The organism is Novosphingobium sp. (assembly GCF_037133355.1).
Classification (GTDB): domain Bacteria; phylum Pseudomonadota; class Alphaproteobacteria; order Sphingomonadales; family Sphingomonadaceae; genus Novosphingobium.
Genome location: NZ_JBAXOI010000005.1, coordinates 176,981 through 201,503, shown reverse-complemented (window position 1 = coordinate 201,503; position 24,523 = coordinate 176,981). Strand labels below are relative to the sequence as shown.

Annotated in this window: 25 protein-coding genes; 12 read left to right on the top strand and 13 right to left on the bottom strand. The window is 67.5% G+C overall.

Annotation, left to right across the window (positions count from 1 at the left end):
- Positions 1 to 24: 24 nt before the first annotated feature.
- On the bottom strand, positions 25 to 1,413 hold the full coding sequence (locus WCL10_RS07555; protein WP_336895027.1) for a YdiU family protein: 1,389 nt from the start codon (positions 1,411 to 1,413) through the stop codon (positions 25 to 27).
- A 79-nt stretch (positions 1,414 to 1,492) separates the two neighbouring features.
- Between WCL10_RS07555 and WCL10_RS07550 the strand changes: the two genes are divergently transcribed.
- From WCL10_RS07550 to WCL10_RS07530, 5 genes are all read left to right on the top strand, one after another.
- On the top strand, positions 1,493 to 2,398 hold the full coding sequence (locus WCL10_RS07550; RefSeq protein ID WP_336895026.1) for an alpha/beta hydrolase: 906 nt from the start codon (positions 1,493 to 1,495) through the stop codon (positions 2,396 to 2,398).
- A gap of 10 nt (positions 2,399 to 2,408) precedes the next feature.
- Complete coding sequence (locus WCL10_RS07545) at positions 2,409 to 3,554, top strand: glycosyltransferase family 4 protein (protein WP_336895025.1); 1,146 nt, start codon at positions 2,409 to 2,411, stop codon at positions 3,552 to 3,554.
- Positions 3,555 to 3,696: 142 nt separating this feature from the next.
- A complete protein-coding gene (locus WCL10_RS07540; protein ID WP_336895024.1) occupies positions 3,697 to 4,452 on the top strand; it encodes a tetratricopeptide repeat protein in 756 nt (251 codons plus the stop codon).
- Positions 4,453 to 4,466: 14 nt separating this feature from the next.
- Positions 4,467 to 5,804, top strand: a complete 1,338-nt coding sequence (locus tag WCL10_RS07535) for a PQQ-binding-like beta-propeller repeat protein (protein ID WP_336895023.1) — start codon at positions 4,467 to 4,469, stop codon at positions 5,802 to 5,804.
- Positions 5,805 to 5,871: 67 nt separating this feature from the next.
- Positions 5,872 to 7,230, top strand: a complete 1,359-nt coding sequence (locus WCL10_RS07530) for a protein-S-isoprenylcysteine methyltransferase (protein WP_336895022.1) — start codon at positions 5,872 to 5,874, stop codon at positions 7,228 to 7,230.
- 6 nt (positions 7,231 to 7,236) lie between these two features.
- Here WCL10_RS07530 and WCL10_RS07525 read toward each other — a convergent pair whose 3' ends face one another.
- From WCL10_RS07525 to WCL10_RS07500, 6 genes are read right to left on the bottom strand one after another with little or no spacing between them, the layout of a single operon-like run.
- On the bottom strand, positions 7,237 to 7,536 hold the full coding sequence (locus tag WCL10_RS07525; protein ID WP_336895021.1) for a putative quinol monooxygenase: 300 nt from the start codon (positions 7,534 to 7,536) through the stop codon (positions 7,237 to 7,239).
- 3 nt (positions 7,537 to 7,539) lie between these two features.
- Positions 7,540 to 7,839, bottom strand: coding sequence for a putative quinol monooxygenase (locus tag WCL10_RS07520; RefSeq protein WP_336895020.1), 300 nt, complete (start codon positions 7,837 to 7,839; stop codon positions 7,540 to 7,542).
- Between the two features lie 27 nt (positions 7,840 to 7,866).
- Positions 7,867 to 9,252 (bottom strand): glutamate--cysteine ligase, encoded by a 1,386-nt coding sequence (locus WCL10_RS07515; protein WP_336895019.1) that lies wholly within the window; start codon positions 9,250 to 9,252, stop codon positions 7,867 to 7,869.
- 57 nt (positions 9,253 to 9,309) lie between these two features.
- Positions 9,310 to 10,086, bottom strand: coding sequence for a 16S rRNA (uracil(1498)-N(3))-methyltransferase (locus tag WCL10_RS07510; RefSeq protein ID WP_336895018.1), 777 nt, complete (start codon positions 10,084 to 10,086; stop codon positions 9,310 to 9,312).
- Positions 10,087 to 10,128: 42 nt separating this feature from the next.
- Positions 10,129 to 10,908 carry a hypothetical protein gene (locus tag WCL10_RS07505; protein WP_336895017.1) on the bottom strand — a complete coding sequence of 260 codons (780 nt, stop codon included), beginning with the start codon at positions 10,906 to 10,908 and terminating at the stop codon, positions 10,129 to 10,131.
- Between the two features lie 24 nt (positions 10,909 to 10,932).
- On the bottom strand, positions 10,933 to 11,691 hold the full coding sequence (locus tag WCL10_RS07500) for a hypothetical protein (RefSeq protein ID WP_336895016.1): 759 nt from the start codon (positions 11,689 to 11,691) through the stop codon (positions 10,933 to 10,935).
- Between the two features lie 147 nt (positions 11,692 to 11,838).
- Here WCL10_RS07500 and ubiA point away from each other — a divergent pair, with 147 nt between their 5' ends.
- Positions 11,839 to 12,756, top strand: a complete 918-nt coding sequence (gene ubiA, locus WCL10_RS07495) for a 4-hydroxybenzoate octaprenyltransferase (protein ID WP_336895015.1) — start codon at positions 11,839 to 11,841, stop codon at positions 12,754 to 12,756.
- Here ubiA and WCL10_RS07490 read toward each other — a convergent pair.
- Complete coding sequence (locus tag WCL10_RS07490; RefSeq protein WP_336895014.1) at positions 12,747 to 13,121, bottom strand: VOC family protein; 375 nt, start codon at positions 13,119 to 13,121, stop codon at positions 12,747 to 12,749. The two genes, ubiA and WCL10_RS07490, sit on opposite strands and share 10 nt — an antisense overlap.
- A gap of 94 nt (positions 13,122 to 13,215) precedes the next feature.
- On the opposite strand from WCL10_RS07490, the gene soxR reads away from it, so the two are divergent.
- Complete coding sequence (soxR, locus tag WCL10_RS07485) at positions 13,216 to 13,674, top strand: redox-sensitive transcriptional activator SoxR (RefSeq protein WP_336895013.1); 459 nt, start codon at positions 13,216 to 13,218, stop codon at positions 13,672 to 13,674.
- Here the strand turns inward: soxR and smc are convergent.
- The 4 genes from smc to WCL10_RS07465 form a co-directional block, all read right to left on the bottom strand.
- Positions 13,671 to 17,114: a chromosome segregation protein SMC gene (smc, locus tag WCL10_RS07480; protein ID WP_336895079.1), complete on the bottom strand. Its 3,444-nt coding sequence runs from the start codon at positions 17,112 to 17,114 to the stop codon at positions 13,671 to 13,673. The genes soxR and smc overlap by 4 nt on opposite strands.
- A 78-nt stretch (positions 17,115 to 17,192) precedes the next feature.
- Positions 17,193 to 17,954, bottom strand: coding sequence for a thioredoxin domain-containing protein (locus tag WCL10_RS07475; RefSeq protein WP_336895012.1), 762 nt, complete (start codon positions 17,952 to 17,954; stop codon positions 17,193 to 17,195).
- A 116-nt stretch (positions 17,955 to 18,070) separates the two neighbouring features.
- Complete coding sequence (locus WCL10_RS07470; RefSeq protein ID WP_336895011.1) at positions 18,071 to 18,784, bottom strand: thioredoxin domain-containing protein; 714 nt, start codon at positions 18,782 to 18,784, stop codon at positions 18,071 to 18,073.
- Between the two features lie 2 nt (positions 18,785 to 18,786).
- Positions 18,787 to 19,347 carry a DUF721 domain-containing protein gene (locus WCL10_RS07465; protein ID WP_336895010.1) on the bottom strand — a complete coding sequence of 187 codons (561 nt, stop codon included), beginning with the start codon at positions 19,345 to 19,347 and terminating at the stop codon, positions 18,787 to 18,789.
- 29 nt (positions 19,348 to 19,376) lie between these two features.
- Here WCL10_RS07465 and WCL10_RS07460 point away from each other — a divergent pair, with 29 nt between their 5' ends.
- Genes WCL10_RS07460 through WCL10_RS07440 form a run of 5 tightly spaced genes read left to right on the top strand, consistent with a single transcriptional unit; the run spans position 19,377 to position 24,134 of the window.
- Positions 19,377 to 20,438, top strand: coding sequence for an A/G-specific adenine glycosylase (locus WCL10_RS07460; protein WP_336895009.1), 1,062 nt, complete (start codon positions 19,377 to 19,379; stop codon positions 20,436 to 20,438).
- Positions 20,439 to 20,441: 3 nt separating this feature from the next.
- The gene (locus WCL10_RS07455) at positions 20,442 to 21,752 is read left to right on the top strand and encodes a serine hydrolase domain-containing protein (RefSeq protein WP_336895008.1); all 1,311 of its coding nucleotides are present in this window, start codon (positions 20,442 to 20,444) and stop codon (positions 21,750 to 21,752) included.
- A gap of 5 nt (positions 21,753 to 21,757) precedes the next feature.
- Positions 21,758 to 22,663, top strand: a complete 906-nt coding sequence (nudC, locus tag WCL10_RS07450) for an NAD(+) diphosphatase (RefSeq protein ID WP_336895078.1) — start codon at positions 21,758 to 21,760, stop codon at positions 22,661 to 22,663.
- Positions 22,660 to 23,370, top strand: coding sequence for a DsbA family oxidoreductase (locus WCL10_RS07445; RefSeq protein WP_336895007.1), 711 nt, complete (start codon positions 22,660 to 22,662; stop codon positions 23,368 to 23,370). Before nudC ends, WCL10_RS07445 begins: the two co-directional genes overlap by 4 nt.
- Positions 23,370 to 24,134 carry a phytanoyl-CoA dioxygenase family protein gene (locus tag WCL10_RS07440; protein WP_336895006.1) on the top strand — a complete coding sequence of 255 codons (765 nt, stop codon included), beginning with the start codon at positions 23,370 to 23,372 and terminating at the stop codon, positions 24,132 to 24,134. The genes WCL10_RS07445 and WCL10_RS07440 overlap by 1 nt, the downstream gene beginning before the upstream one ends.
- On the opposite strand, the gene WCL10_RS07435 is transcribed toward WCL10_RS07440, so the two are convergent.
- The gene (locus WCL10_RS07435; RefSeq protein WP_336895005.1) at positions 24,131 to 24,523 is read right to left on the bottom strand and encodes a DUF1489 domain-containing protein; all 393 of its coding nucleotides are present in this window, start codon (positions 24,521 to 24,523) and stop codon (positions 24,131 to 24,133) included. The genes WCL10_RS07440 and WCL10_RS07435 overlap by 4 nt on opposite strands.

The following is a 24,523-nucleotide window of genomic DNA, read 5'->3' as shown; positions in this document are numbered from 1 at the left end:
CAGAGGAGTGCCGCACTCGTGCTTTCAGGCGTGACCGGCGGCTTGCGGGGGCTCGCCGTGCGCTTCGCCCATGCGGCGCAGTGCGGCGACCTTGGCTTCGAACTGCGACCAGTCATCGCCGTCAGCGATCGGCGCCCAGATTGCCTCGACTTCCTCGATCAACAGCGATTGCGGCGCCGCATCGTGCCAATAGGCGTGGGTGTCCGCCACAGGTCCGCGGGCTGCCAGTGCCTCGCCGAGCGCGTCCGCTGCATTTGCGCGCCCGCCACGATGATGGAAAAAGAAGGCGTCCGGTCCCTCGCCGCTGGCGGTCATGGCTTCCTCGGACAGGCCGATCAGCGCGGTGTCCTCCTCAGCTCCCAGCGATTGGATGCCCAACCTCCAGCACCAGCGCCGCGTGACCGCCGCGCGGTAATGCTCCTCGAAGCGGTTGAGCGCCGCGATCAGCGGCGGCGCTTCTTCCAGCGTGCGCAGCGCGACGGCGAGCTGGCCGCAGTTCCAGTGGATCGCCTGGGCCTGCCGGCCGAAGGCATAGAGCCCGCTGCTGTCGAAGTAAGCGGCGGTGAAGGCCGGGTCCCAGCGCGGCAACCAGCGCCACGGGCCGTAGTCGAAGCTCTCGCCGGTCACGTTCATGTTGTCGGTGTTGAGCACGCCATGTACGAAGCCGGCGACGACATAGCTCGCCGCCATATCGGCCATGCGCTCCACCACCTGGTTCAACAGCCGCGCGGCGGGGCTCGCGCCTTCCGGCCCATCATTGCCGGGAAAGTTCGCCAGGCAATAGCCCACCAGCGCCGCCATGTTGTCCGCCTCGCCCAGCGCAGCGAGTCGCTGGAAGGTGCCGATTCGAATGTGCCCGTGGCTGAGGCGCACCATGACCGCCGAGCGGGTAGGCGAGGGCTCGTCGCCGCGCCACAGGGCCTCACCGGTCTCGATCACCGAGAACGTTCGGCTGGTATTCACGCCCAGCGCGCCGAGCATCTCAGTGGCGAGCACCTCACGCATCGCGCCTTTGAGTGTCAGGCGCCCGTCGCCCTGCCGGCTCCACGGCGTCTGGCCGGAGCCCTTGGTGCCAAGGTCCATCAGCCGACCCGTCCCATCAAGCAACTGCGCGAAAAGGAAGCCGCGTCCGTCGCCCAGATCGGGGTTGTAGACTTGGAACTGGTGGCCGTGATAGCGCAGCGCCAGCGGGTGAGGCAGGTTTTCGGGCAGCGATTCAAAGCGGCCGAAGTGCCTGATCCACTCCGCATCGCTCAGCCCGGCCAAGCCCACTTCGGCTGCCGCCGGCTGGTTGCGGAAGCGCAGCTTGGTCTCGGGAAAGTCAGCCGGTCCGACCGGATCGCCGATCCAGGAGGCAAGATCGAGAATGCGGGGGGCGGGACGATAGATCGCGTCTTGCGGGGCAGGCTGCATCGCGCGATAGTGGGGCCGAAGCGGGCGGCGTGCAAGCGCGGCCCTTTTGTTTGTGAGCTCAGCGCGGCTGGAACAGAGTATGGCAGACGGGTTGGCATCGGGCCGGGAACGCGCCGCGGTCGAGCGGGGCTGGGAGGATCGCGGCTGGACCAGCCGCGATGGGCTGAGCCTGCATTTGCGCGATTATGCGGGACCCGAGGGTCAACCGCCGATTCTCTGCTTGCCCGGCCTCACGCGCAATGCCCGCGATTTCGAGGCACTCGCCGCCAGTCTGGCCGGAACCTGGCGCGTGCTTTGCCCCGACATGCGCGGGCGCGGTGACAGCGATTATGCCCGCGATCCGATGACCTACACGCCGGCTCATTATGTCGAGGATGTCGAGGCGCTGTTGCAGGCAGAGGGGATCACGCGGTTCATCGCCATCGGCACCTCGCTCGGCGGCCTGATGACGATGATGCTGGCGGCCAGGGACCCCGCGCGCATCGCCGCCGCGGTCATTAACGACGTGGGGCCCGAGATCGATGCGGCAGGGCTCAAGCGGATTCGCGAATATGTCGGGCAGGGCCGCAGTTACGAGACCTGGGTTCACGCCGCGCGGGCGCTGCAGGAGGCGAACCGCGACATCTATCCCGGCTATGAACTGCCCGACTGGCTCCGCCTCGCCAAGCGCTGCATGGTGATCGGCAGCAGCGGGCGCATCGTGTTCGACTACGATATGAACATTGCCGAAGCGTTCGGCGCTTCGGATGGCCCGGCCCCTGAGCCTGCGGTTATGTGGGGCATGTACGAAGCCATCGCGCGCCGGCCGCTGCTGGTGCTGCGCGGCGCGCATTCGGACATTTTGTCCGCCGAAGTGGCTGCGCGCATGAAAGTGCGCGGCGCTGCGACCGAGCTGGTCACCATCCCCGGGGTGGGTCACGCTCCCACGCTCGACGAGCCCGAGGCGATCGCGGCGATCGACCGGCTGCTCGCCCGGGCGGCGTGAGCCTGCGGCCATGAACACGCCGAAGCGGCTGCATCTCCTCCACCTGCATTCGACCTTCGATGCTGGCGGCAAGGAGCGGCGCTCGACCAGCCTGATCAACCGCTTCGGCAAGGCGGTGGATCACAGCATCGTCTCGGCCCAGCCTGGGGCGATGGGTGCGCGCGGGCAGATCGACCCGGGGCTTTCGGTGCATTTCCCGTTCGGCTTCCCGCCGCTGGCCGGGCGCTTCGGGGTGCGGCGGTTGCAGACGCTGGCGCGGGCAATGCGCGGCTTCGACCTCATCCTCACCTACAACTGGGGCGCAATGGATGCGGCTATGGCCCATGCAGTCTTCGCGCCTTCGATGGGGCTTGCCCCGCTGATTCACCACGAGGACGGGTTCAACGCCGACGAGGCGCAGCGCCTGAAACCCGCACGAGGCTGGTATCGCCGCGTCGCTTTGGCCCGGGCAAGCGCGCTGATCGTGCCCTCGCGCCGGTTGGAGGAAGTGGCGCTCAAAGTGTGGCATCAGCCGCGCGCGCGGGTCCACCGCATCGGCAACGGCATTGCGGTTGGCGACTATGGCAAACCACCACGCCCCGATGCCTTGCCGGGTCTGGTCAAGCGGCCCGGCGACAAGTGGGTGGGCACGCTTGCCGGGTTGCGGCCGGTCAAGGCGCTGCCGCGCCTCGTCCGGGCCTTTTCCGCTTTGCCTGCGGACTGGCAACTGGTGATCGTGGGCGAGGGGCCGGAGCGCGCGGTGATCGGGGCCGAGGCGGAGCGGCTCGGGATCGGCGGGCGCGTTCACTTGCCCGGCCATGTCGCGCATCCGGCAGAAGCCGCCGCGCTGTTCGATCTCTTCGCGCTCTCTTCAGACAGCGAGCAGTTCCCGCTTTCGGTGGTGGAGGCCATGGCCACCGGCCTTGCGGTGGCAAGCCCCGCAGTGGGCGACGTGGCCGAGATTGTCGCAGCGGAGAACGCGCCCTTCATCGTGCCGCAGGGCGATGAGGCGGCGTTGGCTGCCGCGCTCGTCCGGCTCGCTGGGGACGAGGCGCTGCGCCGCCGCATCGGCGATGCCAACCAACTGCGCGCCCGGGCCGATTTCGACGAGGGGGCGATGGCCGCGCGCCACGGCGCTCTTTATGCCGCCGCGCTGGGCGTCCCGACGTTTCCATAGACTACCTTACGCGTGCCCATGCGGCGATGCGCGCCGGGGACAGCGCGCGTCAAAGCGGTTGAATTGGCATGGCCCCCTGCTAAACAGCCGCATTCGGGCGGACCCTCCGCCCCCGTTAACCAGAAGAAGCGAAAGCGCAGCCTTGGCTCTCACCCCGAAAAGCACGGCCGGCACCCCGCCTGCCACCGGCAAGGACGCCGCGGCGCAGGAAACCTTCCTGCGTGAAGTGGACGATGCGCTGCGTGAGGACCAACTGCGCAACCTCATCGTCAAGCGCGGCCGGCCGATCCTCGCGCTTGTTGCGGGCGGTCTTGTCGGGCTCGCCGGCTGGCTGTGGTACATCGATCACAAGCGGTCGGTGAGCGACACGCAGGGCGAGACCTTTGTTACCGCGCTCGACCAGTTGCAGGCCAACCGTAACGAGACCGCCAAGCAGACCATGGCTCCCCTCGCCAAGGACGGCAATCCTGGTTACCGCGCGGCGGTGCAGATCACCCAGGCGGGTATTGCCCAGCAACTCGGCAAGGAAGCCGATGCGGCCAAGACCTATGCCGCGGTGGCGGCTGATGCTTCGCTACCCGGGCCTTATCGCGATCTCGCCACGTTGCGCGAAGTCGCCACCAATTTCGACAAGCTTCCCCCGCAGACCGTGATCGACCGGCTTAAGCCGCTGGCCGTGCCCGGCAAACCGTGGTTCGGCAGCGCCGGCGAACTGGTGGCGCAGGCCTATCTCAAGCAGGGCAAGACCGAGGCGGCTGGCGCGCTGCTGGCCTCGATCTCGAAGGATACTTCCGTGCCCGATACGCTCCGCCGCCGCACGCGTCAGCTTGCCGGGCAGCTCGGCATCGATGCCGTAGACAATGTAGCCGCCGCCGTGCGCGCCGAAGCAGGAAAATGATGGGATCCGAGGACATGACCGCCGCAAAGTCGATCCGGCGCATCGCCGTTGCCGCCATGGTCGTCGTGGCGCTTGCGCTCGGCGGCTGCGGGCTCACCAAGGGCAAGACCAAGTCGACACCGACCGTGGGCAACCGCATCCCGATTCTTTCGCGGATCGAGGCGGGCACAAAGGTCGATACCGGCATGGCGGTCCTTGATGTCGTGCTGCCAGTGGCCGAGCCCAATCCCGATTGGGAACAGGCAGGCGGCTCGGCTTCCAAGTCCTATGGCCACCTCGCACTGGGTGCGGCGCCGCGCAAGGTGTGGAGCGTGCGCATCGCCGGGTCGAGCCCGAAGCAGCGCCTTGCCGCCGCGCCTGTCGTAGGCGGTGGGCGGCTCTATGTGATGGACACCGAAGGGATGGTCCGCGCCTTTGATGCGACCAGCGGCCGCGAAGTATGGAAGGCGGCGTTCCGCCTGCCCGAATCGACCGCATCGGTCTTCGGTGGCGGCGCGGGCTTCAACGACGGCAAAGTCTTCATCACCACCGGCCTCGGCGAAGTCGCCGCAGTCGATGCGGCCAGCGGCAAGCTGCTGTGGCGCGTCAAGCCCGCGGGCCCCCTGCGCGGCAGCCCGACGATCGCCTACGGCGCGGTCTATGTGATGACGCAGGACAACCAGATCATCGCGCTCAACATTGCCGACGGCGCGCAGCTGTGGAGCGAATCCGGCTCGGTCGCGCAGACCGGCGTGTTCGGCGTGGCGGCGGCGGCAGCCGGGCAGGGTACGATCGTTGCGGGCTACAGCTCGGGCGAACTGGTCGCCTATCGCTACGAGAACGGGCGGCAGCTGTGGTCTGACGCACTTGCGCGGACCAGCATCGCCACGTCGGTCTCGACGCTGACCGACATCGATGCCGATCCGATCATCGAGCGTGGCCGCGTCTATGCGCTGGGTCAGGGCGGGCGCATGGCCGCCTACGAACTGGTTACCGGCCAGCGCGTTTGGGAACTGAACCTTGCGGGCATTTCCACCCCTGCCATCGCGGGCGACTGGATCTTTACCCTGACCGATGAGGCGAAGCTGCTGTGCATCGCCAAGACCACCGGCAAGGTGCGCTGGATTGCGCAGATGAAGCCCTATCGCAGCGTGAAGAAGAAGAAGGGCCCGATCTTCTGGACCGGCCCGGTGCTGGCGGGCGACAAGCTGTGGATGGCCAATTCGGAAGGTGAGATCTTCGCAGCCGCCGTGGCCGATGGTGCGGTCAAGCGCTACGCCAAGCTCGGCGCACCGGTCACGCTGGCGCCGATCGTGGCTGGCGGGACGCTCTACGTGCTGGACGACAGCGGGCATGTCACCGCCATGCGTTGACGCGGCGCCTGCATTTCTTGCAGCGGCATAAACGCTTTTATCAGAGTTCTCCGTTAATGCTGCGGCTATGACCGCTCCTGCCTCGAGGCCCCCCAGCGACGTTTCGGCCGGCGTCGGCCTTTCCGGCCTCGCCGGTCTCGCGCTGTGGGTGGTGATCTGCCGCAACTGGGCGGGGATCGCCGATGCGCTCGCGCTGCCCGGGCCGCACAGCCCGCTCGCCGGGCCTAATGCGGCGCTTGCAGCCATGATCTTCTCCGGCTTGCCGATGGTGGCGTGGTCGATCGTGGTCGACAAGGTGCACTTGCGCGCCTCTACGGGCATCGACTGGAAGAACCCGCGCCCGGTGCGCGAGATCGTCGATGTCTCGATCACCAAGGTCGCCGGGCTCTGGGCGACTTGGTCGCTGGTCGGCTTCGTCTATTGCCTGTGCCGCTGGTACTGGCGCGGACAGTATCTCTTCGCGATGGACGTGATCTCGGGGCTGGCGCCATTGCTGTTCATTGGCACGATCCCCTATGTCCTCTGGCTCGATCGCGTGCTGGTCAATCCGCGCGATGCTTCGTGGCATTTCGGCGCGATGCTGATCGGGCGCGAGGCTTATGACCGCGCCGAAGTGGCGCATCACCTGCGCGCCTGGGCGGTCAAGGGCTTCTTCTGCGCCTTCATGTTCTCGATCATCCCCGGCGGCTTCGCCAATATCGTGATGATGAACTACAGCGAGGTGCTCGGCGATCCGGTCGCGGTGGGCAATGCGCTGGTCGAGACGATGTTCCTGGTCGACGTGCAGATTGCGATGGTCGGCTACCTGCTCACGATGAAGCCGCTCGATGCGCAGATCCGCAGCGCCAATCCCTATCTGGCGGGCTGGGTCGCGGCGCTGATCTGCTATCCGCCGTTCATCCTGATGGGCGGCGGCGGTGTGCTCGATTACCGGGCCAACGGCGCCGAATGGACTTTCTGGCTGCAGGGCATGCCGGTGCTGCAGTGGATATGGGTGGCGCTGCTCGTTGTCCTGACGGGCATCTATGCCTGGGCGACGGTCGCGTTCGGTCTGCGCTTCTCCAACCTCACCTATCGCGGTGTGCTGACGAACGGACCCTATGCCTTCACGCGGCACCCGGCCTATCTTTCGAAGAACACCTTCTGGTGGCTCTCGACCCTGCCTTGGCTCACCACGACGCACTCGATGGTCGACGCGATCCGCAACACGGTAATCCTCGCTCTGGTCAGCACGGTCTATTTCTGGCGCGCCAAGACCGAGGAAGCGCATCTCCTCGCCGAGGACGCCAAGTACCGCGAATACCATGCGTGGATGGCCGAGCACGGCCTCGTTACGGGGACGCTCAACCGCATCGGGCGGATGCTTACGCGCGGGCGGCCGCGGGTGGAGCCGCCGGTCATCGGCGCGGTGCATCCGGCCGAGTAGGTCGCCCTAGATCGCCACGCCCTCGTCCGTCTCGTAAAGCCGGATCACGCGGTCATGGAAGCCTAGCCCGGCGCGCGCCGCGACCCATTCGGCCATATGCGCGGACTTGGCATGGGCCGCCAGAGCAGCCCGGTCTGTCCAGCGTTCGGCCACATGAAACAGCGCCGGATCGTCGATGTCCTGCGCATAGCCGTACTGGATGCAGCCCTGCTCGGCCCGGGTCGCTTCCGCCACCTTGCGCGCGAGCGGCAGCAGCGTCTCGATATGCTCCGCCGCAACGCGGAATGTGCCCATCACGACGAGCATGGCTTAAAGCGCCTCGCCTTCATCCGTATCGTAGATGCGGATATTGCGCTCCTTCATCGTCATGCCCGAGAGGACAGCGATCCATTCGGCGACGTGCGGGGTCTTGAGGTGCGCGGCCAGCGCCTCGCGGCTCGTCCAGCGTTCGGTGATGTGGAAGATCTCGGGATCACTGATGTCACGCGAATAATCGTACTGGATGCAGCCGTCTTCCGATTGCGTCGCGGCGACGACCTTGCGCGCCGCCGGCAGCGCCGCCTCGATGGCTTCGGCGTCAATGCGCAGCTTGCCCATCACGATGATCATTGTGTCTCTCCCGATGATGTTCTGTTTCTAGAAACTCTTCGCTTCGTAGATCGGATCAACTTTGCCGCCCCAGGCGCCATGGTAGAGGTCGAGAAGGCGCTCGGCGGGGGTTCTGCCGGTGCTGACAATCTCGTCGAGCGGCTGGAGATAGCCGGTCTCGTTGTCGCCCGCTTCGTTGAGCTTGCCGCGTGCTGCAAGGCCGCCGCGCGCGATCGCCAGCACTTCGGCGGCGATATCGCGCAATTTGCCGCCGCCCGGAAGCGGGGCATCGAGCCCGAGCTTGGGCACGCTGGCGCGCAAGGCTTCGCGGCCATCCATGTCCCAGTCCTTGACGAGGTCCCACGCCGCATCGAGCGCGGTCTGGTCATAGAGCAGGCCGACCCACAGCGCGGGCAGCGCGCAGATGCGGCTCCAAGGGCCGCCATCGGCGCCGCGCATCTCAAGGAAGCTCTTGAGCCGCACTTCGGGGAAGGCGGTGGAGAGGTGGTCGATCCAGTCCGAACGCGTCGGCTTCTCGCCCGGCAGCGCGGGGAGCTTGCCATCGAGAAAATCGCGGAATGACTGGCCCGCCGCGTCGATATAGCGGCCATTCCGGAACACGAAGTACATCGGCACATCGAGCATGTAGTCGACATAGCGCTCGTAGCCGAAGCCTTCGTCGAACACGAACGGCAGCATGCCGGTGCGCGCCGGATCGGTGTCCGACCAGATGTGGCTGCGATAGGACAGGAAACCGTTGGGTTTGCCTTCAAGGAACGGCGAATTGGCAAACAGCGCGGTCGCGAGCGGCTGGAGCGCAAGCGAAACGCGGAATTTCTGCACCATGTCTGCCTCGCTCGAATAATCGAGGTTGGTCTGGATGGTGCAGGTGCGCAGCATCATGTCGAGGCCCATGGTGCCCACGCGCGGCATGTGGCGCAGCATGATGTCATAGCGGCCCTTGGGCATGATCGGCAGCTCTTCGCGGGTCTTGTCGGGCCACAGTCCCACGCCGAGATAGGCCAGCCCCAGCTTGTCGCCGATGGTCTTGACCTGCGCGAGGTGGCGGCCCGTCTCGGCACAAGTCTGATGCAGGTTTTCGAGCGGCGCGCCCGAAAGCTCCAGCTGACCGGCCGGCTCGAGGCTCACCGCACCATCCGGTCCGCCCATCGCGATCACGTTGGGGCCGGTGTCGCTGTCTTCCTCGATGGTTGTCCAGCCATAGTCCTGCAGCGCGAGCAGCAGGTCGCGGATCCCGCCCGGCTCGCTGTAGCTGGGCGCGGCATGATCGGCGGTGCGATAGACGAACTTCTCGTGCTCGGTGCCGATCCGCCAGGCCTCGCGCGGCTTTTCGCCCTTCGCCATCGGTTCGACCAGCTGGTCGCGGCTTTCGATGACGGGATCGTTGCGATTCGAAACTTGTCTCGTGCTCATGGCTGTTCCGTTAAAGCGCGGAAGGCGCGCGCGCCAGCCGAAAACTTGGGAGTGGTCTCACTCCTCAAGCGCCGCCGCGCCCCAGTCGCCGCGCGTGCCCATCCACAGCCCGGTGCCGGCAATCGCCGCTGTTTCAGCGCGCAGCACGCGGGGGCCGAGCGTGATGGCCATGGCCGCCGGATGCGCGCGGATCATCGCGCGCTCGGCATCGTCGAACCCGCCCTCGGGCCCGACAAGCAGTGCGGCGGGGCCACTTTCCATGGCAAAGGCGGTCGCGGCAGGTACGCCGCCCGCCTCGTCGGCAAAGAACAGGCGGCGGCCTGCAGGCCAGTCGCGGAGCAGCGCGGCAAGCGGCGCAGGCTCGGCCAGACCGGGCAACGCGGTGCGCGCGCATTGCTCGGCCGCCTCGGTCATGATCGCGCGCGCGCGATCTGCGTTGAGCTTGTCGGCGACGCAGCGGCGGGTGAGCACCGGCTGAAGCAAGGCAACGCCAAGTTCGGTCGCCTTCTCCAGCACCAGATCGAACGCCGCCTTCTTGGTCAGCGCGGCGCAGAGCCAGAAATCGGGCACCCCCTCGCGCGGGCGCAGCCGCTGCTCGACGCTCAGCACCACATCACGCTTCCCCGCCTCGACCACGCGCGCAAGCCATTCGCCGGTCTCGTCATCGCACAGGATCACCGCATCTCCGGCGGTCACGCGCATGACCTTGCCGAGATAATGCGCCTGCCCGCCTTCCAGCGGCACAGCCGTGCCCTCGGCGAGCGGACCGGGGACGAAGAGGCGAGGGGCCGACTTGGGCGGCCAGGCGGGGGTGGCGGGGAGCGGCGTGGTCATGCCGGAAGGCTTAGCGCGCAGGGCGGAGTGAAGCCAGCCGCGTCAGAGGCCCACTTGTTTGAGCGACATCTGTTTGGCCAGCGCGGCTTGCCAGTCGGCCAGAGGATAGCCTGCGCGCTTGCATGCGGAGAGTGAAGGCGCGATGTCCTGTCCCAGATCGGCCTCGGTTTGCGGCACCCCGGGCGCAAGGCCCATCTCTTTCAGGTTCGCCGCGATCTGCACGGCGGCATTGGTCATGGCAAAGTGGGCGTTGCGGGTAGCCTGTATTCTCTCCATCATGAGATAGCGCACTGCTGGATCCAGCGGAACCGGGCGGCTCAGGTCGCTCAATCCGTCGAGATGCGTGGCGGCCTCGCCATAAGTCTGCGCGAAATTGTAGATAAGGCCAAGGCGGCGCTGCTGCCTCAAGGGCATGTGCAGGATCGTGCCATCGGCATTGAGCGTGGCCCAGACACCCGTCGGCATCAATCGGTGACGCGTCAGGATGACGGGTTGCGCCGCACCGGTCCAGGTCATCCGGTCCGAAAGCGGAATGGCCGTTGCCGGATCAAGTGTCGCCCCGCTCTTGAGGACTCGCTCTTCCAGCGCGTCGAACTGCCGGTTCACACAAGGAGCCACCACGACCTGAAGAATCGCCGCCCGATAAACGGCCTTCAACTCGTTATCGAGCCGCTCCTCACCGTCGTGCACTTTGTGCTGCCAGTGCAGCTCCTCGACCACCTGCTCGAACCCCAGCGCGATCAGCACGCCGATCACGATCACGAAGATCTCGTTGAGGAACTCCTTCCAGCCATGGAGCGGCTTGGGCGGGTGTACGTGCATGGTTTGCCCCTTTTATTCCGGGATTCAGATCGTCAGCGGAGGCAAGGTTTCGGTCAGCGCCTTGCGCCAATCCGCCAGAGGTAGGCCATGTGACCGACAGAAGGACGCCGTCGCGCTGTGCGAGATGAAGGCTTCGATTCGCTTGTCGGGGACTTCGAGTCCAAGCTGCCGGTACCAGTCCACCTCTCGGATCGCGACCGATCGCGATCGGTTTGCGGCAACAGCGAGCTGCTCGGCCTTCTCCATCAGGCGCAACCGTTCATCCGGCGTGATCACGACCGGGTTCGCAAGGACGGCAAACTGGTCACCAAGGCCAAGCGCTTCGGTGGAAACCTCGCTGTTTTTCTCGACTGCCTGGTAGAATGGTCCCCACAGGCTGACGCGCTCGCGAGGCATGTGGTTCATTGTCCCATCAGCGATCAGCGATTGCCAGTTTGATGTAAAGACGGGATGCCCAGGCTGGCGAATGACAAAGCGCTCGGCCTTGTCGACAAAGCGCGGAAGTGGTTTTCGGCTGTCGAGAGGTTCGGAAAGGTTTTGCCTGATCAGCTCGATCTGGGCATCAACGCAGGGTGAAACCACATAGGCCTGAAGGCTCATGGCGAGATTGCGCTGGGCCTCGGACTCCAGCAGTTCCTCGCCCTCATGCACCTTGTGCTGCCAATGCAGGTCCTCGACCACCTGCTCGAAGCCCAGCGCGATCAGCACGCCGATCACGATGATGACGATCTCGTTGAGGAACTCCTTCCAGCCGTGGAGCGGCTTGGGCGGGTGGATGTGCATGGTCTTCGCTGCCCCCGGCAAATGCAGGAAACGACGCTAACCGGCGTTTGGGAGGTGAACAAGTTGCCCGCAGCTGCTATTTTGTGTCCACTTCGGGCTCAAATGGCAATCTTGCTCCATGGGCCAATCCGGCGCAGAGAAGTGCGCATGGAGCCTGTGGCGATCGTTCCCGATAGCGAACACAAAGGGCTGGTGGCGTCGCTGCCGCCAACCTTGCGCGATCTGGCGTTGCTGGCGCGGTTTGACCGGCCGATCGGCTGGTGGCTGCTGTTCTGGCCCTGCGCCTGGGGGGTGTTTCTAGCGGGCGGCACGGCGCGCTGGGGCATTGTGTTGTGGATGCTGCTCGGCGCGATTGCCATGCGCGGGGCGGGGTGCGTCTACAACGATATCGTCGATGCCGATCTCGATGCCCGCGTCGCGCGCACGGCCTCGCGGCCGATTGCCAGCGGGGCGATTTCGAAGAAGGAGGCTTGGGTCTGGCTCTTCGCGCTGTGCGGGGTGGGGCTGATCGTGCTGTTGCAATTGCGCTGGGAAGCGCAACTGGTGGCGCTCGGCAGCCTCGGGCTGGTCGCGGCATATCCCTTCATGAAGCGTATCACCGGCTGGCCGCAGGCGTGGCTCGGCCTCGTGTTCACCTGGGGCGCGCCGGTGGGGTGGATTGAAGTGACCGGGTTTGACCGGCTCGCGCCGCTGGCCGCGCTCTACGCCGGGTGCTGGGCCTGGTGCATGGCCTATGACACGATCTACGCGCTGCAAGACCGCAAGGACGACGCGATGGTCGGCATCGGCTCCTCCGCGCTTTCGTTCGGACGGCATGTGCGCGCCGGTGTGATCGGGCTCTATGCCATGGCGCTGGCTTGCTGGGCGGGCGCGGTGTGGCTGGTGCGGCCTGATCCGGTGGCGCTTTTGGCCTTGGTGCCTGTCGGCCTCCACTTCGCCTGGCAGGTGCTCACGCTTGAAACGGCGGACGGCCTGAGCGCGCTCGCGCGGTTCCGCTCCAACCGATTCGCGGGCGCGCTGATGGCTGCGGCGTGTTTCGTTATCGGCGCGGTGCCTCAGGCATAGCTGACCAGCTCCCACTCGATCCCGTCCCAATCGAAGATGTAGAACCGGCGGCCGGGTTCATAGTCCCCGTGGTTGAAGGGCACGAGCCCGGCTTCGATCACCACCCGCTCCGCCGCATCGAGATCATCGACGACAAGGCCGATGTGGTTGAGCGGCAGGCCTTTTGAGAAGGGGTCGTCAAGCGGCTTATCCCCCTGATAGAGCGCGATATAATCGGTCTCGGAGCCGAGATGGATTGTCCAGCCACCCAGAGCCGAGGGACCGCGCCAGCGTTCGTGCCAGCCGCATAGGCGGGTAAGCAGTGCGGCGGTGCGGTCGGGATCGGCGACGCGGATGTTGACGTGTTCAAGGCGCGCGGGGCTCATGGGTTTTACCTACTCCAAACTGGAACAAATACGCGCTAACGCTTATGCAATCTCAAGCTGACTTGAGGTCAAGCTAATTTTTCGGGACTGCGCGATGGTTGTCAAATTGGTGAAAGGCCGCAACGATCTCGTGCCGATCGGCGTCGTTGCCCAGCGCACGGGCCTCGCCGTTTCGGCCATCCGCTATTATGAAGAGCGCGGCCTGATCGCTTCGGTGCGAAGCCAGGGCAATCAGCGCCGCTTCCTGCGCTCGGACATCCGCCGCCTCAGCTTTATCCTGATTGCGCAGCGCCTTGGCCTCGGCCTTGCCGAGATCGAGCGCGAACTGGCCTCGCTGCCCCATGGCCGCACGCCGACCGTGCTCGACTGGCAGCGTATCAGCCGCTCGCTGCGCGGCGAGATCGACAGCCGCATCCAGCTCCTCACGCGCACGCGCAACAAGCTGGACGAATGCATCGGCTGCGGGTGCCTGAGCCTCGACCGCTGTGCGCTTTACAACAAGGAAGACCGTGCCGGCGCTGGCGGGCCGGGGCCACGGTTTGTGCTGGATTAAACGGGCGCCCCCGCCAGCAAACTCTCCGCGCCGCCCAGGTCGACGCTGACCAGCCGCGAGATGCCGCGTTCCACCATGGTCACGCCGAACAGGCGGTGCATGCGGCTCATCGTGACCGCATTGTGCGTGACGATGAGGTAGCGGGTAGTCGTTTCGGCGGCCATGGCATCGAGGAGGTCGCAGAAGCGCTCGATATTGGCATCGTCGAGCGGGGCATCGACTTCGTCGAGCACGCAGATCGGCGCAGGGTTCGTCAGAAACAGCGCGAAGATGAGCGCCACGGCGGTGAGCGCCTGTTCCCCGCCCGAAAGCAGCGTGAGCGATTGCAGGCGTTTGCCCGGCGGTTGGGCGAAGATTTCGAGCCCGGCCTCGAGCGGATCGTCGCTGTCGATCAGTGCTAGATGCGCCTCGCCGCCGCCGAACAAGCGCGCAAACAGGCGGCGGAAGTGCGCGTCGACCGCTTCGAATGCGGCGCGCAGGCGTTCGCGGCCTTCCCGGTTGAGCGCGCCGATAGAGCCCCGCAGGCGGTGGACCGCCTCGGTCAGCTCGGCCTGCTCAGTGACGACGGCAATGTGCTGCGCCTCGGCCTCGGTCAGTTCGGTGGCGGCAACGAGGTTGACCGGCCCGAGGCGCTCGCGGTCGGCGATCAGGCGGTCATGCGCGGCGGACTCCTCCGGCGCGGCGCCGACGTCGCTGCCGGGAAAGCCGATACGTTCGGGGAGCAGCGGGGGCGGGCACTGGAAGCGCTCACCCGCGATGCCCGCCATTTCCTGCCGCCGCAGGTCCTCGTTCTCGGCGCGCGCGGCGAGTGCGGCGCGGCTCTCGCGCGCGCTGGCCAATGCCTCGTTTGCCGCAGCAAGCGCGGCCTCGGCGATGCGGGCCTCCGACTCGCTGCGGGCCAGCTGCGTTTCGGCCTCGGTCAAGGCAGCGGCAAAGCGCCCATGCACCGCTTCTGCCTCCGCGATATCGCGTGCCAGGGCCGGGGGACGGGCGGCGAGAACCGCGCGCTCGCCGGCAAGGTCCTCGGCTTGCCCGGCCATGGCCGCCAATCGCCGCGCGGCGTCTCCGGCGCGGGCCTGCCAGCCGCGGATGTCCCCGCGTAGCGCGCCGAGCCGCTCCTTGCCCACCGCAAGCGCTTGCCCATGTGCGGCGACAGCAGCCATCGCGGACTGGTAGGCGCTGCGGGCGAGGTCGTTGCGCCGGCGCTCGGCATCGACCGCCGCGCGGCCGGCAGCGGGGTCCGGGAGCGCGGCGCGGCGCGCCTCGGCTTCCGCGAGATCGGTTTCGGCCGCGCGGCGCTGGGCGGCGAGATCGGCGGCGGCGCGGTCGAGCTCCGCGCGCCTTGCAGCCATGCGCGCGCGCGCAGCCTCGGCCTGGTCGATCGCGCGCAGTGCACTGCGCTCGGCATCGGCGGCGGCGGCGAGCGCTCGTTCACTCGCGGCAAGTTCGGCCTGCACGCGCGCGAGATCGGCTTGCGCGGCGCTGCTCGCAGCCTCGGCGGCTTCGGCGGCGGAGCGGCGTTCGGGGAGCGCGGCTTCGAGTTCGGCCAGCCGGTTCTCGGCGGCGAGCACAGCAGCTTCCGCCCCGCCTTCGCCGCGCGCGACAAAGCCGTCCCAGCGGCGCAAGTGGCCGGCCAGCGTGACCAGCCATTCGCCCGGCGCGAGCGGCACGCCCGCGTCCACTTCGGCCACACGCACCATGGCGAGCCGTGCGGCGAGTTCGGGCGGGCATGCGGTCACGTGATGGAGCAGCGCGTCGGCGTGTGGGGAGCAGGCTTCAGCGCCGGTCCAGAAGCGGCCATCGCCCTCGGCCGGTGCGGCCCCCAGCGGGGCGGCGGCATCGCGGCCGAGCACAGCGGCGAGCGCGCGTTCGTAGCCCGGCGCGGCGCGGGTGGCGGCAAGCGCGCTCTGCCCGCGTCCGGCGCGCGCGGCCGCAGCTTCGCGCGCCGCCTTGTCGCGTGCGAGCGCTGCCGCCTCGCGCTCGATCCCCACGAGATCGGCGCGCGCGGCGGCAAGCGCTGCGGAGGCAGCCTCACGCGCGGCGGCGAGCGTTTCGCGCTGGGTGGTCAAAAGGGCGCGCGTCTCGCTCACTTCGGCGAGTGCGGCGGCGGCAGCGGCGCGCCGGGTTTCGGCGGCGATCATGGCCTCGGCCGGATCAGGCTCGGCTTCGAGCGCGCGCGTGCTCGCGGCGAGCCTGGCTGCCTCACCCTCGAGACGGACAAGACGCTGGCGTGCGGCGGTGACGGCGGCTTCGGCCACGCGCCATTCGGCCTCGATCCCGGCCTGTTCGGCCACCATTGCAGCCAGCGCGAGTTCACCGGCGCGTGCGGCTTGCTCTGCGGCCGCTTCGGCTGCCTTGAGCGGAGGGGCCTCGGCAGTCTGGGCAGCAAGCGCGGCTTCCGCGTCGGCAAGGTCGGCCTCGAGCCGGGCGAGCGCGGCAGCGGCATCGCGGGTAAGGCGGTCGGCCTCGTTGCGCTCGTCCTCGATCCGGCGGATCTGGCGGTCGATATCAGCGAGACGCTGGGCGGCGGCTTCAGCTTGTGCGCTGAGCGCGGCAATGCGCTGGCCTTGCGCCGCCGCATCCTGCCGCCGTTCGAACAGCGTATCGCGGGCGGCGCTCTGCGCGGCGGCAGCATTGTGCTGCGCGTCCTGAGCGGCACGCGCGGCGCCTTGCGCGGCAGTGACGGCTTCCTCGGCGCGGCTTGCGGCGGCGCGCGCCGCTTCGGCCGCATTCGCCGCATCGCGCCAGCGCGCAAAGATCAGCCGCGCTTCGGCGACGCGCACCCGTTCGCTGAGCGCCTTGTAGCGTTCTGCCGCGCGCGCCTGTCGCCGCAAGGTGCCGACCTGGGCTTCAAGTGTGACGATGAGGTCGTCCAGCCGGGCGAGGTTGGTTTCGGTGGCGCGCAGCTTGCTTTCGGCATCGCGGCGGCGAACGTGGAGCCCGGCGATGCCGGCAGCTTCCTCCAGCATGGCGCGGCGCTCGGCAGGGCGGGCGGCGATCACGGCGGCGATGCGGCCCTGGCTGACAAGCGCTGGGCTGTGCGCGCCGGTCGCGGCATCGGCAAACACCAGCGCGACATCCTTGGCGCGCACATCGCGTCCGTTGACGCGGTAGGCACTGCCTGCACCGCGCTCGATCCGCCGCACGACTTCAAGCTCGCCGCCGAAGGTGCCCGAAGGATCGGTCTGGGCCGTGAGCATGACTTCGGCAAAGTCGCGCGCGGGGCGGCTCGCGGTGCCGGCGAAGATCACGTCCTCCATCCCCCCGCCGCGCAGCGAGCGGGCCGAGCCTTCGCCCATTACCCAGCGGATCGCTTCGAGCAGGTTGGACTTGCCGCAGCCGTTGGGTCCGACCACGCCGGTGAGGCCTGGTTCGATGCGCAGTTCGGCGGGCTCGACGAAGCTCTTGAAGCCAGAGAGCTTGAGCCGCGTGAACTGCATCGGCACCCGTTCGTCCACGCTGCTATCCGCCCCCGCGTTGCATGGCTGCGATCAGAACCGCCGGATCGCCGCTTCCGGTCAGCGTGCGCCCGCCTGCTTGAGGATGGGCTCAAGCGCCTCCCAGGTCGCGACCTCGACATTGCGGCCGTTGACGAGGAAAGTCGGCGTACCCGTCACGTTGTAGGTGTCGCCGGCTTTCGAGGTGTCGTTCACCAGCTTGGTGGCCGACTCGCTCTTGGCAAGGCACTGCATGGCCTGATCCTTGGCGATCCCGCGCGCGGCGAAGAAGTCGGTCAGCCCGCCGCGCTCCCCGATCGCCTTGAACATCTGGTTCGGCGGCAGGTTCTCGGCCTGGAGCTGCGCGCCGATCGGCTGGAGCTTGTCGAAGATATCCTTCTGGTTGGCGTAGACCTGCTCGGTGAGCGCGAAGAAGCTTTCGGGCGATCCGCAGCGCACCAGCATGGCCATGGTCGTATCGTAGGGATCGCGCACGAAGTTGCGGAATTCGAGGCTGACCGTGCCCTTGGCGACATAATCTTCGCGCAGGCGCGGGAAGCCCTTTTCGGCGAACTCGGCGCAATGCGGGCAGGTCAGCGACCCGAACTCGACCACCTTGATCGGCGCATTGGGGTTGCCCATCACATAGCCGCCATCCGGCGTCACCGCGACGATGTCGGTCCAGGCCTTGCCCGCCGGCGGCGCAACCGCGGCGAGCGGCCCGCCGACCGGGCCTGCTGCCGGGGCATCGTCCTTCTTGCCGCAGGCGGCAAGGCCGAGGGCGAGCGGAAGCGCAATGAGCGCGAGAAGGAGACGGCCGGGAGAAAAGAGCTTGGTCTGCATGGGGCTGGGTTTCGCTTCGTGGCTGGGAGGACAGACGCCGGTTTTGCTAGCGCATCGGCCAGCGGGATTGAAGAGGCCGGGCTGCAAGCCCCGGGGATTAACTGGCCGGTGATCGTTCAGCGCAGCCGTGCCTCGATCTGCGGCTTGAGCGCCTCCCAGGTGTAGGTTCCGCTGAGCGGCACGCCGCCCAGGAGGAAGCTGGGCGTGCCGTTCACGAAATCCTTTTCGGCTGCGTCCTTGGTGTGCTGGGCCAGCCGCTCGGCCAGCGCCTTGTCGGCCAGGCAGCGCTCGAGCGTGGGCCGGTCATAGCCGCGCGCCTCCATCAGCGTGTAGAGCCCAAGGTCACCAGCGATGGCGCGGGTGCGCGCGGAGAAGTCGGGGTTCGACCAGCGCGCGCGCTGCGCTTCGGTCAGATTGGCGAGCGGTGCCAGCCAGGTCGTCTGGTGGCGCAAGAAGGTGCTGTGGTTGGCAAAAAACTTCGACGGAGGCCCGCAATGGGCAAGGAGCGCGACCGTGAGGTCGACAGGATCGCGCACGAAGCTCCTCACCTCGATCGAGCCCTTGCCCGTGGCGACGAAGCCGATACGCAGCTGGGCATCGGATTCTGCTTCGAAGTGCGCGCAATGCGGGCAGGTGTAGCTGATATACTCGACCAGCTTGATCGGCGCGGCCGGGTTGCCCAGCAGGTGGCTGTCGGCCGCGGTGCGGGTTACAACGTTGTTCCAGTTAGCCTTTGCTGGTGCCGGTGCCGGCTTGGCGGCTGCCGTCAGCAGCACCGTTCCGCACAGCGCGGCAAGGAAAAGGCCCATCGTCTTGAACAAATTGCGCATCGTCAGTCTTGCTTCCCGTTGACCTCGCCGAGGCTGCGCGCCAGCGATTCAAGCACCGTGCGCAGCTCCGGGTCGCCGATATCGCGCAGGCTGTCGCCGAGTTCCACAGGAATCGGCTTGAGCGATGGCGGCGCGGTCCGGTGCGGACGCTGTGCGTCAATGGCGGCGGGCGGCTGAACAGCACCTTGCCGAAGCTTGACCCGTGCCACCGCGCGGTAGCCGAAGAACTGGTTCACCCGCTCCATGATCTCGGGAATAACGTGCTGGATGAGCGGAGCATGTGCCGGGGTGACAACGAGCTGCAGAATGCCGTCTGCCTTTTCGCCGGGGGGGAAGCGGATCGATTCGGGCGCGCAGTGCCGGGCATGCGCGGCCCCGACGATCTCGGGCCAGCGGGAGACGACCGAGCTCTGCACGAAGCCGAAGCGGCGAAAGGCGGTGCGACCGATCGCGGGCATGAGATCGGCAATCGCGCGCGCCTCGCCACCGCGCGGTCGCTCGTAGGTGCGGGCGGCAGGTGCGGGTTTGGTCTTGCGGGCAGGGGGCGGCGGATCACTTTCCATTGTGCCCGCCGCCATGCCATAGCCGCGCCATGCAGGCCAGTGGCGAGAGCGTGGAGATCGGGGAAGCAGGCGCGGTCGCGGCGGCGCTGCTGGCGTGGTATGACCTGAATGCCCGGCGCTTGCCCTGGCGCGCGCTGCCGGGTGAGCCGCGGCCGGAACCCTACAAGGTCTGGCTCTCGGAGGTCATGCTTCAGCAGACCACTGTGGCGGCGGTGCGCGCCTATTACGCGAAGTTCCTCGCGATCTGGCCTACGGTCGAGGCGCTGGCGGCGGCCGAGGACGCCGATGTCATGGCCGCTTGGGCGGGGCTTGGCTATTATGCCCGCGCACGCAATCTGCTGGCCTGTGCGCGCGAGGTGGCACGGCTGGGCGCCTTCCCGCGCACCGAGGAGGGCTTGCGCACCTTGCCCGGCCTTGGCGCCTATACCGCCGCTGCCGTCGCCGCGATCGCTTTCGGGGAGCGCGCGGTGGTGGTCGATGCCAATGTCGAGCGCGTGGTCTCGCGCCTGTTCGCGATTGCCGAGCCGCTGCCCGGTGGCCGCACTGCGATCCGCACTGCGACCGACACGATCACACCGGCGCGCCGGGCGGGCGATTTCGCGCAAGGGCTGATGGATCTGGGTTCGTCGATCTGCACGGTGCGCAGTCCCCGCTGCCTGCTGTGCCCCCTCTCAGACCACTGCGCCGCGCGTGCGCAAGGTGAGGCTGAGGCCTATCCGGTCAAGGCTGCGAAGAAAGCCAAGCCGACGCGCACCGGCACGGCCTGGTGGGTCGAGCGCGCGGGGGCGGTGCTCCTTGTGACCCGCGTGGGGAAAGGCATGCTCGGCGGTATGCGCGCGCTGCCCGATGACGCCTGGTCCGCGCGCGCCGACGGGCACGGCACCCCGCCTTTCCCGGGCGCGTGGCACGCGGGCGGCACGGTGCGGCATGGTTTCACGCATTTCGATCTCGAACTGCAATTGATGCTTTGCCGCGACGCCGAATCGGCTAGTCTGCCGGAGGGAGAGTTCTGGCCGGTCGAGAGGATCGAGGCGGCTGGGCTACCCACAGTTTTTGCCAAGGCCGCGCGCCTGGCGCTCGCAAACAGGTAGTCCATGCAAGATACGACGATGTTGCTCTCCCGGCGCTCGCTGCTGCGCAGTGCGGGATGGTTCGGTGCCGGCCTCGCCGGTTCGGGGCTGCTGCCCGCCCGCCTGCTCGCCCAGCCTGCGGCAGAGGCGATGTACCCGTCGGTCGCGAACCTGGTTTACGAATACGTCGCGTCGAGCAAGCTGGCGGGCGTGGTGGCCGCACTTGGCTGGGGCGACGCGCCGCCCGCGCAGATCGCGCGCGGTACGCTGGCGCCGGACTCGCTGGTGCCGGTCGATCTGGACAGCCTCTACCGCATCTATTCGATGACCAAGCCGATTACTGGCATGGCCGCGATGATGCTGGTTGACGAGGGCAAGATCGAGCTCGACCAGCCGATCAGTGATTTCCTGCCCAGGTTCGCGAAGATGCAGGTGCAGGTGACCCCGGACGGCTCAATCACCGATCTGAAGCCCGCGCAGACGCCGATCACCTTGCGCCATCTGCTCACCCACACGGCAGGCCTTGGCTACACGATCATCCAGAAAGGCCCGCTGAAAGACGCTTACGAGGCGGCCGGGCTGGTCCCCGCGCGGGTCAGCCGCCAGCCCATTCCGGTGCTCGGCAATGTCAACACAGCCGCCACCCTCGCCCTGTTTGCCGACCGGCTCGCCGAGATGCCGCTGGTCTACGAGCCGGGCACGCGTTTCAGCTATTCGGTGAGCCTCGATCTGGTCGGGCGAATCATCGAAGTCGTCACCGGTCAGGATTTCGATGCGTTCCTTGCCGAACGCGTGTTCGGCCCCTGCGGCATGACGAGCACCGGCTTCCAGGTCAGCCCCGCACAGGCCGCGCGCCTCACATCGAACTTTGTGCTGCACGATGGCAAGGCCGACCTGCTCGATCCCGGCGCCAACTCGGTCTATCTCGATCCGCCGGCATTTGCCTTCGGCGGCGCGGGGCTCATCAGCAGCCCGCGCGACTATGACCGGTTCCTGATGATGCTGGCGGGCGGGGGCATGATCGGCGGCGCCCGGGTGATGAGCGAGGCGGCGGTTCGGCTCGGCACCAGCAATCTTCTGCCGCAGGCCGTGGACCTTGCGGGCACGTGGATCGCGGGCGCCGGTTTTGGGGCGGGCGGCCGGGTCGGACTGGGCGCCGATGCCGGGACGTTCGGCTGGTCGGGCGCGGCGGGCACAGTGGGCTTCGTCAATACGCGGATCGGCCTGCGCGCCGGTCTCTATGTGCAGTACATGCCATCGATGGCGCTGCCGCTCGGGGAGGAATTCCCCAAGGCGGTGCTCACTGATGTTTCGGCGATGAAGAAGGCGGCGTGACGGCGATGCTCTACCGGCCCAATCCTCCGATCGCCTTCACCGGGGCAGGTCTCGACCGCGCCGATCATATCCGCGCCGATCCCGACAAGCTTGCCGAACTGATGAACTGGCGTGCGCGCCTGATGCGCATGGACGGGCTCGATCCGGTGATCGGCGACGATGGCGCGCTGGTCTGGGCGAGCCTTGCCGAGGCGGACCCGGCCGATGAACTGGTGTTCCTCGGCCTCGACGAGAGCGGGAGGGCCTGCTTCGCGGCGGTTGCGCCTACGCTCAAAGGCAATCCGGGACCGGCCAATCCGCGGCTCTGGGGCGCGATGGCCTCGCTCCCGGCGGGCGATCTTGCTGCCTATGGCGGCGCGCGGGCGCTGGTGGATTGGCATGCGCGGCACCGCTTCTGCGCGCGCTGCGGCTATACCACGAAGCTCGGCAAGGGTGGCTGGCAGCGCAAGTGCGTCAACATGGACTGCAAGGCGGAGCATTTCCCCCGCGTCGATCCGGTGACGATCATGTCGGTCGAATGGGAAGGCCAACTGCTGCTCGGCCGCCAGCCGCGCTTTCCGGCGCGGCGCTATTCGGCGCTGGCCGGCTTTGTCGAGCCGGGTGAATCGATTGAGGAAGCCGTGGCGCGCGAAGTGTTCGAGGAAGCCGGTGTGCGGGTGCGCGATGTGCGCTATGTTGCCTGCCAGCCTTGGCCGTTCCCCTCCTCGCTGATGATCGGCTGCCATGCCTATGCCGACGATCCTTCGATCACCATCGACAAGACCGAACTCGACGACGCGCGCTGGTTCACGCGCGAAGAGGTGGTCTACGCGATGGAAGGCCTCAAAACCGGGCGCGAAGACGGCGCCTTCATCGCCCCGCCGCCTTTCGCGGTGGCCCATCACCTCCTCAAATGGTGGATCGAGCAATGAGCACTCCCGCAGCAGTCACCGTCGATATCTGGTCCGATGTCATGTGCCCGTGGTGCGTGATCGGCCACAACCAGCTTGAGACCGCGCTCGCCGGGCTCGCGGGCGAGATCAGCGCTACGGTGCGCTTCCACCCCTTCGAGTTGAACCCTGACATGCCCGAGGGCGGCGAGGAAAGCGCTGCCCACATCCAGCGCAAGTATGGCCGCACCCCCGATCAGGCGGCGGACGCGCGCGGGCGGATGGCGCAGGCGGCCGAAGCGGCAGGCTATTCGTTCAGCTACACTGGAGAAGGCGATCCGCCGCCGGCGATGATGTGGAACACCCGCCTTGCGCACCGCCTGCTGGTCCATGCGCTGCGTGAGCACGGCCCGGACATGCAGGTGAAGCTCAAGCGCGCGCTGTTCGACGCGCACTTCCAGCAGCGCCGCCGGATGAACGACCCCGCCGTCCTGACGGACATCGCAACCTCGGTCGGCCTCGACCGCGCCGAAGCCGCCGCCGCGCTGACCGATCCCGAGATCGACGCGATTGTCGATGCGGGCGAACGGCAGGCCTGGGACTGGAACGTGAGCGGCGTCCCTGCGATGGTGATCAACGGCAAATACATGATCCCCGGCGCGCAGGACCCGGCGACTTACGCCAATGCCCTGCGCCGCGTAGTGGCGCGTGAGGCGGCGTTGGCGGCGGAGACTGCCGGGGCGGCCTGATGCAGGCGCTTGACGGCGTGGCCGGACCGTCGCTCGCGGCAGCAAGGGAGCAATTCCGCGCCGAGGGCTACGCCGGTCCGTTCCGGGCAATGCCCGAAGCCGAGGCACTGGCTGCCGCCGAGACGCTGCGGCGCGAGGTTGGCGGGTCGGACGCGCCTTTCGCAGCCCGGCGCAATCGCCATCTTGACTGGCCGCTGATCGACGGCATCGCCCGCGCCGCGCCGATCCTGGCACTTGCCCGCGCGCTGCTGGGGCCCGACATGGTGCTGTGGCGCTCGCAGATGTTCTTCATGGAAACGGGCAAGGGCCTGCGCTGGCACCGGGACCAGTATCTCACGCTGCTGGCGGACGATACGCGGCAGGTTTCGGTTCACCTCTCGCTCTCCCGTACTTTTGCGGACAACTGTATTCGTATCGTGCCGGGCAGCCACGCCTTCGGCCGCGGAGAGCTTGCCGCAAGGGGCTTCCGGCTGGTTCCGGGAAGCGAGGGCGGCAAGTATGGTGCGCCCAATTTCTGGCGCGATCCAGGCGGTCAGCTTGACGCGCTCCCCATGCTGCTCGAGCCGGGCACATTCTTCGTGTTTCACCCGCGCCTGCTGCACGGATCACGCGACGTGACGACGCCGGACGATGTGCGGCCGAAGCTGAGTGGCGGACCTGTGCGGATCGGACTTGGCCTGCGGATCGCGGCGGCAGATAACGCGGTGCTTCCTGCCGCCTTTGCCGAAACGCTGCCGCGACCGGACCGGGTGGTCGCGTTCTAAACCAGTCCCAGCTTCGCCAACTCCCCCGCCATCGAAGGCGGCAGCATCTCGGCGCTCTCATCGTCCGCCAGATCGGCGGGCGCGTCCGCCTCTTCCAGATAGCGCCAGCCCTGATGGGCGCGCTTGGGTTTGGGGTGAACATCGACCAGCCTGGTCGAAATCACGATATGCGTGCGCCCGCCCTCCGCTTCCTCGAAGCCGAGGATTTCGCTGCGCGCGACAAGCTGGTGTTTCAAAATCCAGTAGAGCGAGCCGCCGATCATCTCGGCATGGCGTTTGGGCAGGTAGCGCGTGGTGAGGCGGGCGGTTTGCCCGCGCGTCTTGAACCAGCCGTGGAGGTCTTCGAACGATGTCGCGCCGTAGGCGACCTTGGTCATGTGGAGGGGCAT

What these genes read in the sequence shown, in the direction of transcription:
- WCL10_RS07555 (WP_336895027.1), bottom strand. Translation starts at nt 1,413, where the DNA reads ATGCAGCCTGCCCCGCAAGACGCGATCTATCGTCCCGCCCCCCGCATT.
- WCL10_RS07550 (WP_336895026.1), top strand. Translation starts at nt 1,493, where the DNA reads ATGGCAGACGGGTTGGCATCGGGCCGGGAACGCGCCGCGGTCGAGCGG.
- WCL10_RS07545 (WP_336895025.1), top strand. Translation starts at nt 2,409, where the DNA reads ATGAACACGCCGAAGCGGCTGCATCTCCTCCACCTGCATTCGACCTTC.
- WCL10_RS07535 (WP_336895023.1), top strand. Translation starts at nt 4,467, where the DNA reads ATGACCGCCGCAAAGTCGATCCGGCGCATCGCCGTTGCCGCCATGGTC.
- WCL10_RS07530 (WP_336895022.1), top strand. Translation starts at nt 5,872, where the DNA reads ATGACCGCTCCTGCCTCGAGGCCCCCCAGCGACGTTTCGGCCGGCGTC.
- WCL10_RS07525 (WP_336895021.1), bottom strand. Translation starts at nt 7,536, where the DNA reads ATGCTCGTCGTGATGGGCACATTCCGCGTTGCGGCGGAGCATATCGAG.
- WCL10_RS07520 (WP_336895020.1), bottom strand. Translation starts at nt 7,839, where the DNA reads ATGATCATCGTGATGGGCAAGCTGCGCATTGACGCCGAAGCCATCGAG.
- WCL10_RS07515 (WP_336895019.1), bottom strand. Translation starts at nt 9,252, where the DNA reads ATGAGCACGAGACAAGTTTCGAATCGCAACGATCCCGTCATCGAAAGC.
- WCL10_RS07510 (WP_336895018.1), bottom strand. Translation starts at nt 10,086, where the DNA reads ATGACCACGCCGCTCCCCGCCACCCCCGCCTGGCCGCCCAAGTCGGCC.
- WCL10_RS07505 (WP_336895017.1), bottom strand. Translation starts at nt 10,908, where the DNA reads ATGCACGTACACCCGCCCAAGCCGCTCCATGGCTGGAAGGAGTTCCTC.
- WCL10_RS07500 (WP_336895016.1), bottom strand. Translation starts at nt 11,691, where the DNA reads ATGCACATCCACCCGCCCAAGCCGCTCCACGGCTGGAAGGAGTTCCTC.
- ubiA (WP_336895015.1), top strand. Translation starts at nt 11,839, where the DNA reads ATGGAGCCTGTGGCGATCGTTCCCGATAGCGAACACAAAGGGCTGGTG.
- WCL10_RS07490 (WP_336895014.1), bottom strand. Translation starts at nt 13,121, where the DNA reads ATGAGCCCCGCGCGCCTTGAACACGTCAACATCCGCGTCGCCGATCCC.
- soxR (WP_336895013.1), top strand. Translation starts at nt 13,216, where the DNA reads ATGGTTGTCAAATTGGTGAAAGGCCGCAACGATCTCGTGCCGATCGGC.
- smc (WP_336895079.1), bottom strand. Translation starts at nt 17,114, where the DNA reads ATGCAGTTCACGCGGCTCAAGCTCTCTGGCTTCAAGAGCTTCGTCGAG.
- WCL10_RS07475 (WP_336895012.1), bottom strand. Translation starts at nt 17,954, where the DNA reads ATGCAGACCAAGCTCTTTTCTCCCGGCCGTCTCCTTCTCGCGCTCATT.
- WCL10_RS07470 (WP_336895011.1), bottom strand. Translation starts at nt 18,784, where the DNA reads ATGCGCAATTTGTTCAAGACGATGGGCCTTTTCCTTGCCGCGCTGTGC.
- WCL10_RS07465 (WP_336895010.1), bottom strand. Translation starts at nt 19,347, where the DNA reads ATGGAAAGTGATCCGCCGCCCCCTGCCCGCAAGACCAAACCCGCACCT.
- WCL10_RS07460 (WP_336895009.1), top strand. Translation starts at nt 19,377, where the DNA reads ATGCAGGCCAGTGGCGAGAGCGTGGAGATCGGGGAAGCAGGCGCGGTC.
- WCL10_RS07455 (WP_336895008.1), top strand. Translation starts at nt 20,442, where the DNA reads ATGCAAGATACGACGATGTTGCTCTCCCGGCGCTCGCTGCTGCGCAGT.
- nudC (WP_336895078.1), top strand. Translation starts at nt 21,758, where the DNA reads ATGCTCTACCGGCCCAATCCTCCGATCGCCTTCACCGGGGCAGGTCTC.
- WCL10_RS07445 (WP_336895007.1), top strand. Translation starts at nt 22,660, where the DNA reads ATGAGCACTCCCGCAGCAGTCACCGTCGATATCTGGTCCGATGTCATG.
- WCL10_RS07440 (WP_336895006.1), top strand. Translation starts at nt 23,370, where the DNA reads ATGCAGGCGCTTGACGGCGTGGCCGGACCGTCGCTCGCGGCAGCAAGG.
- WCL10_RS07435 (WP_336895005.1), bottom strand. Translation starts at nt 24,523, where the DNA reads ATGCCCCTCCACATGACCAAGGTCGCCTACGGCGCGACATCGTTCGAA.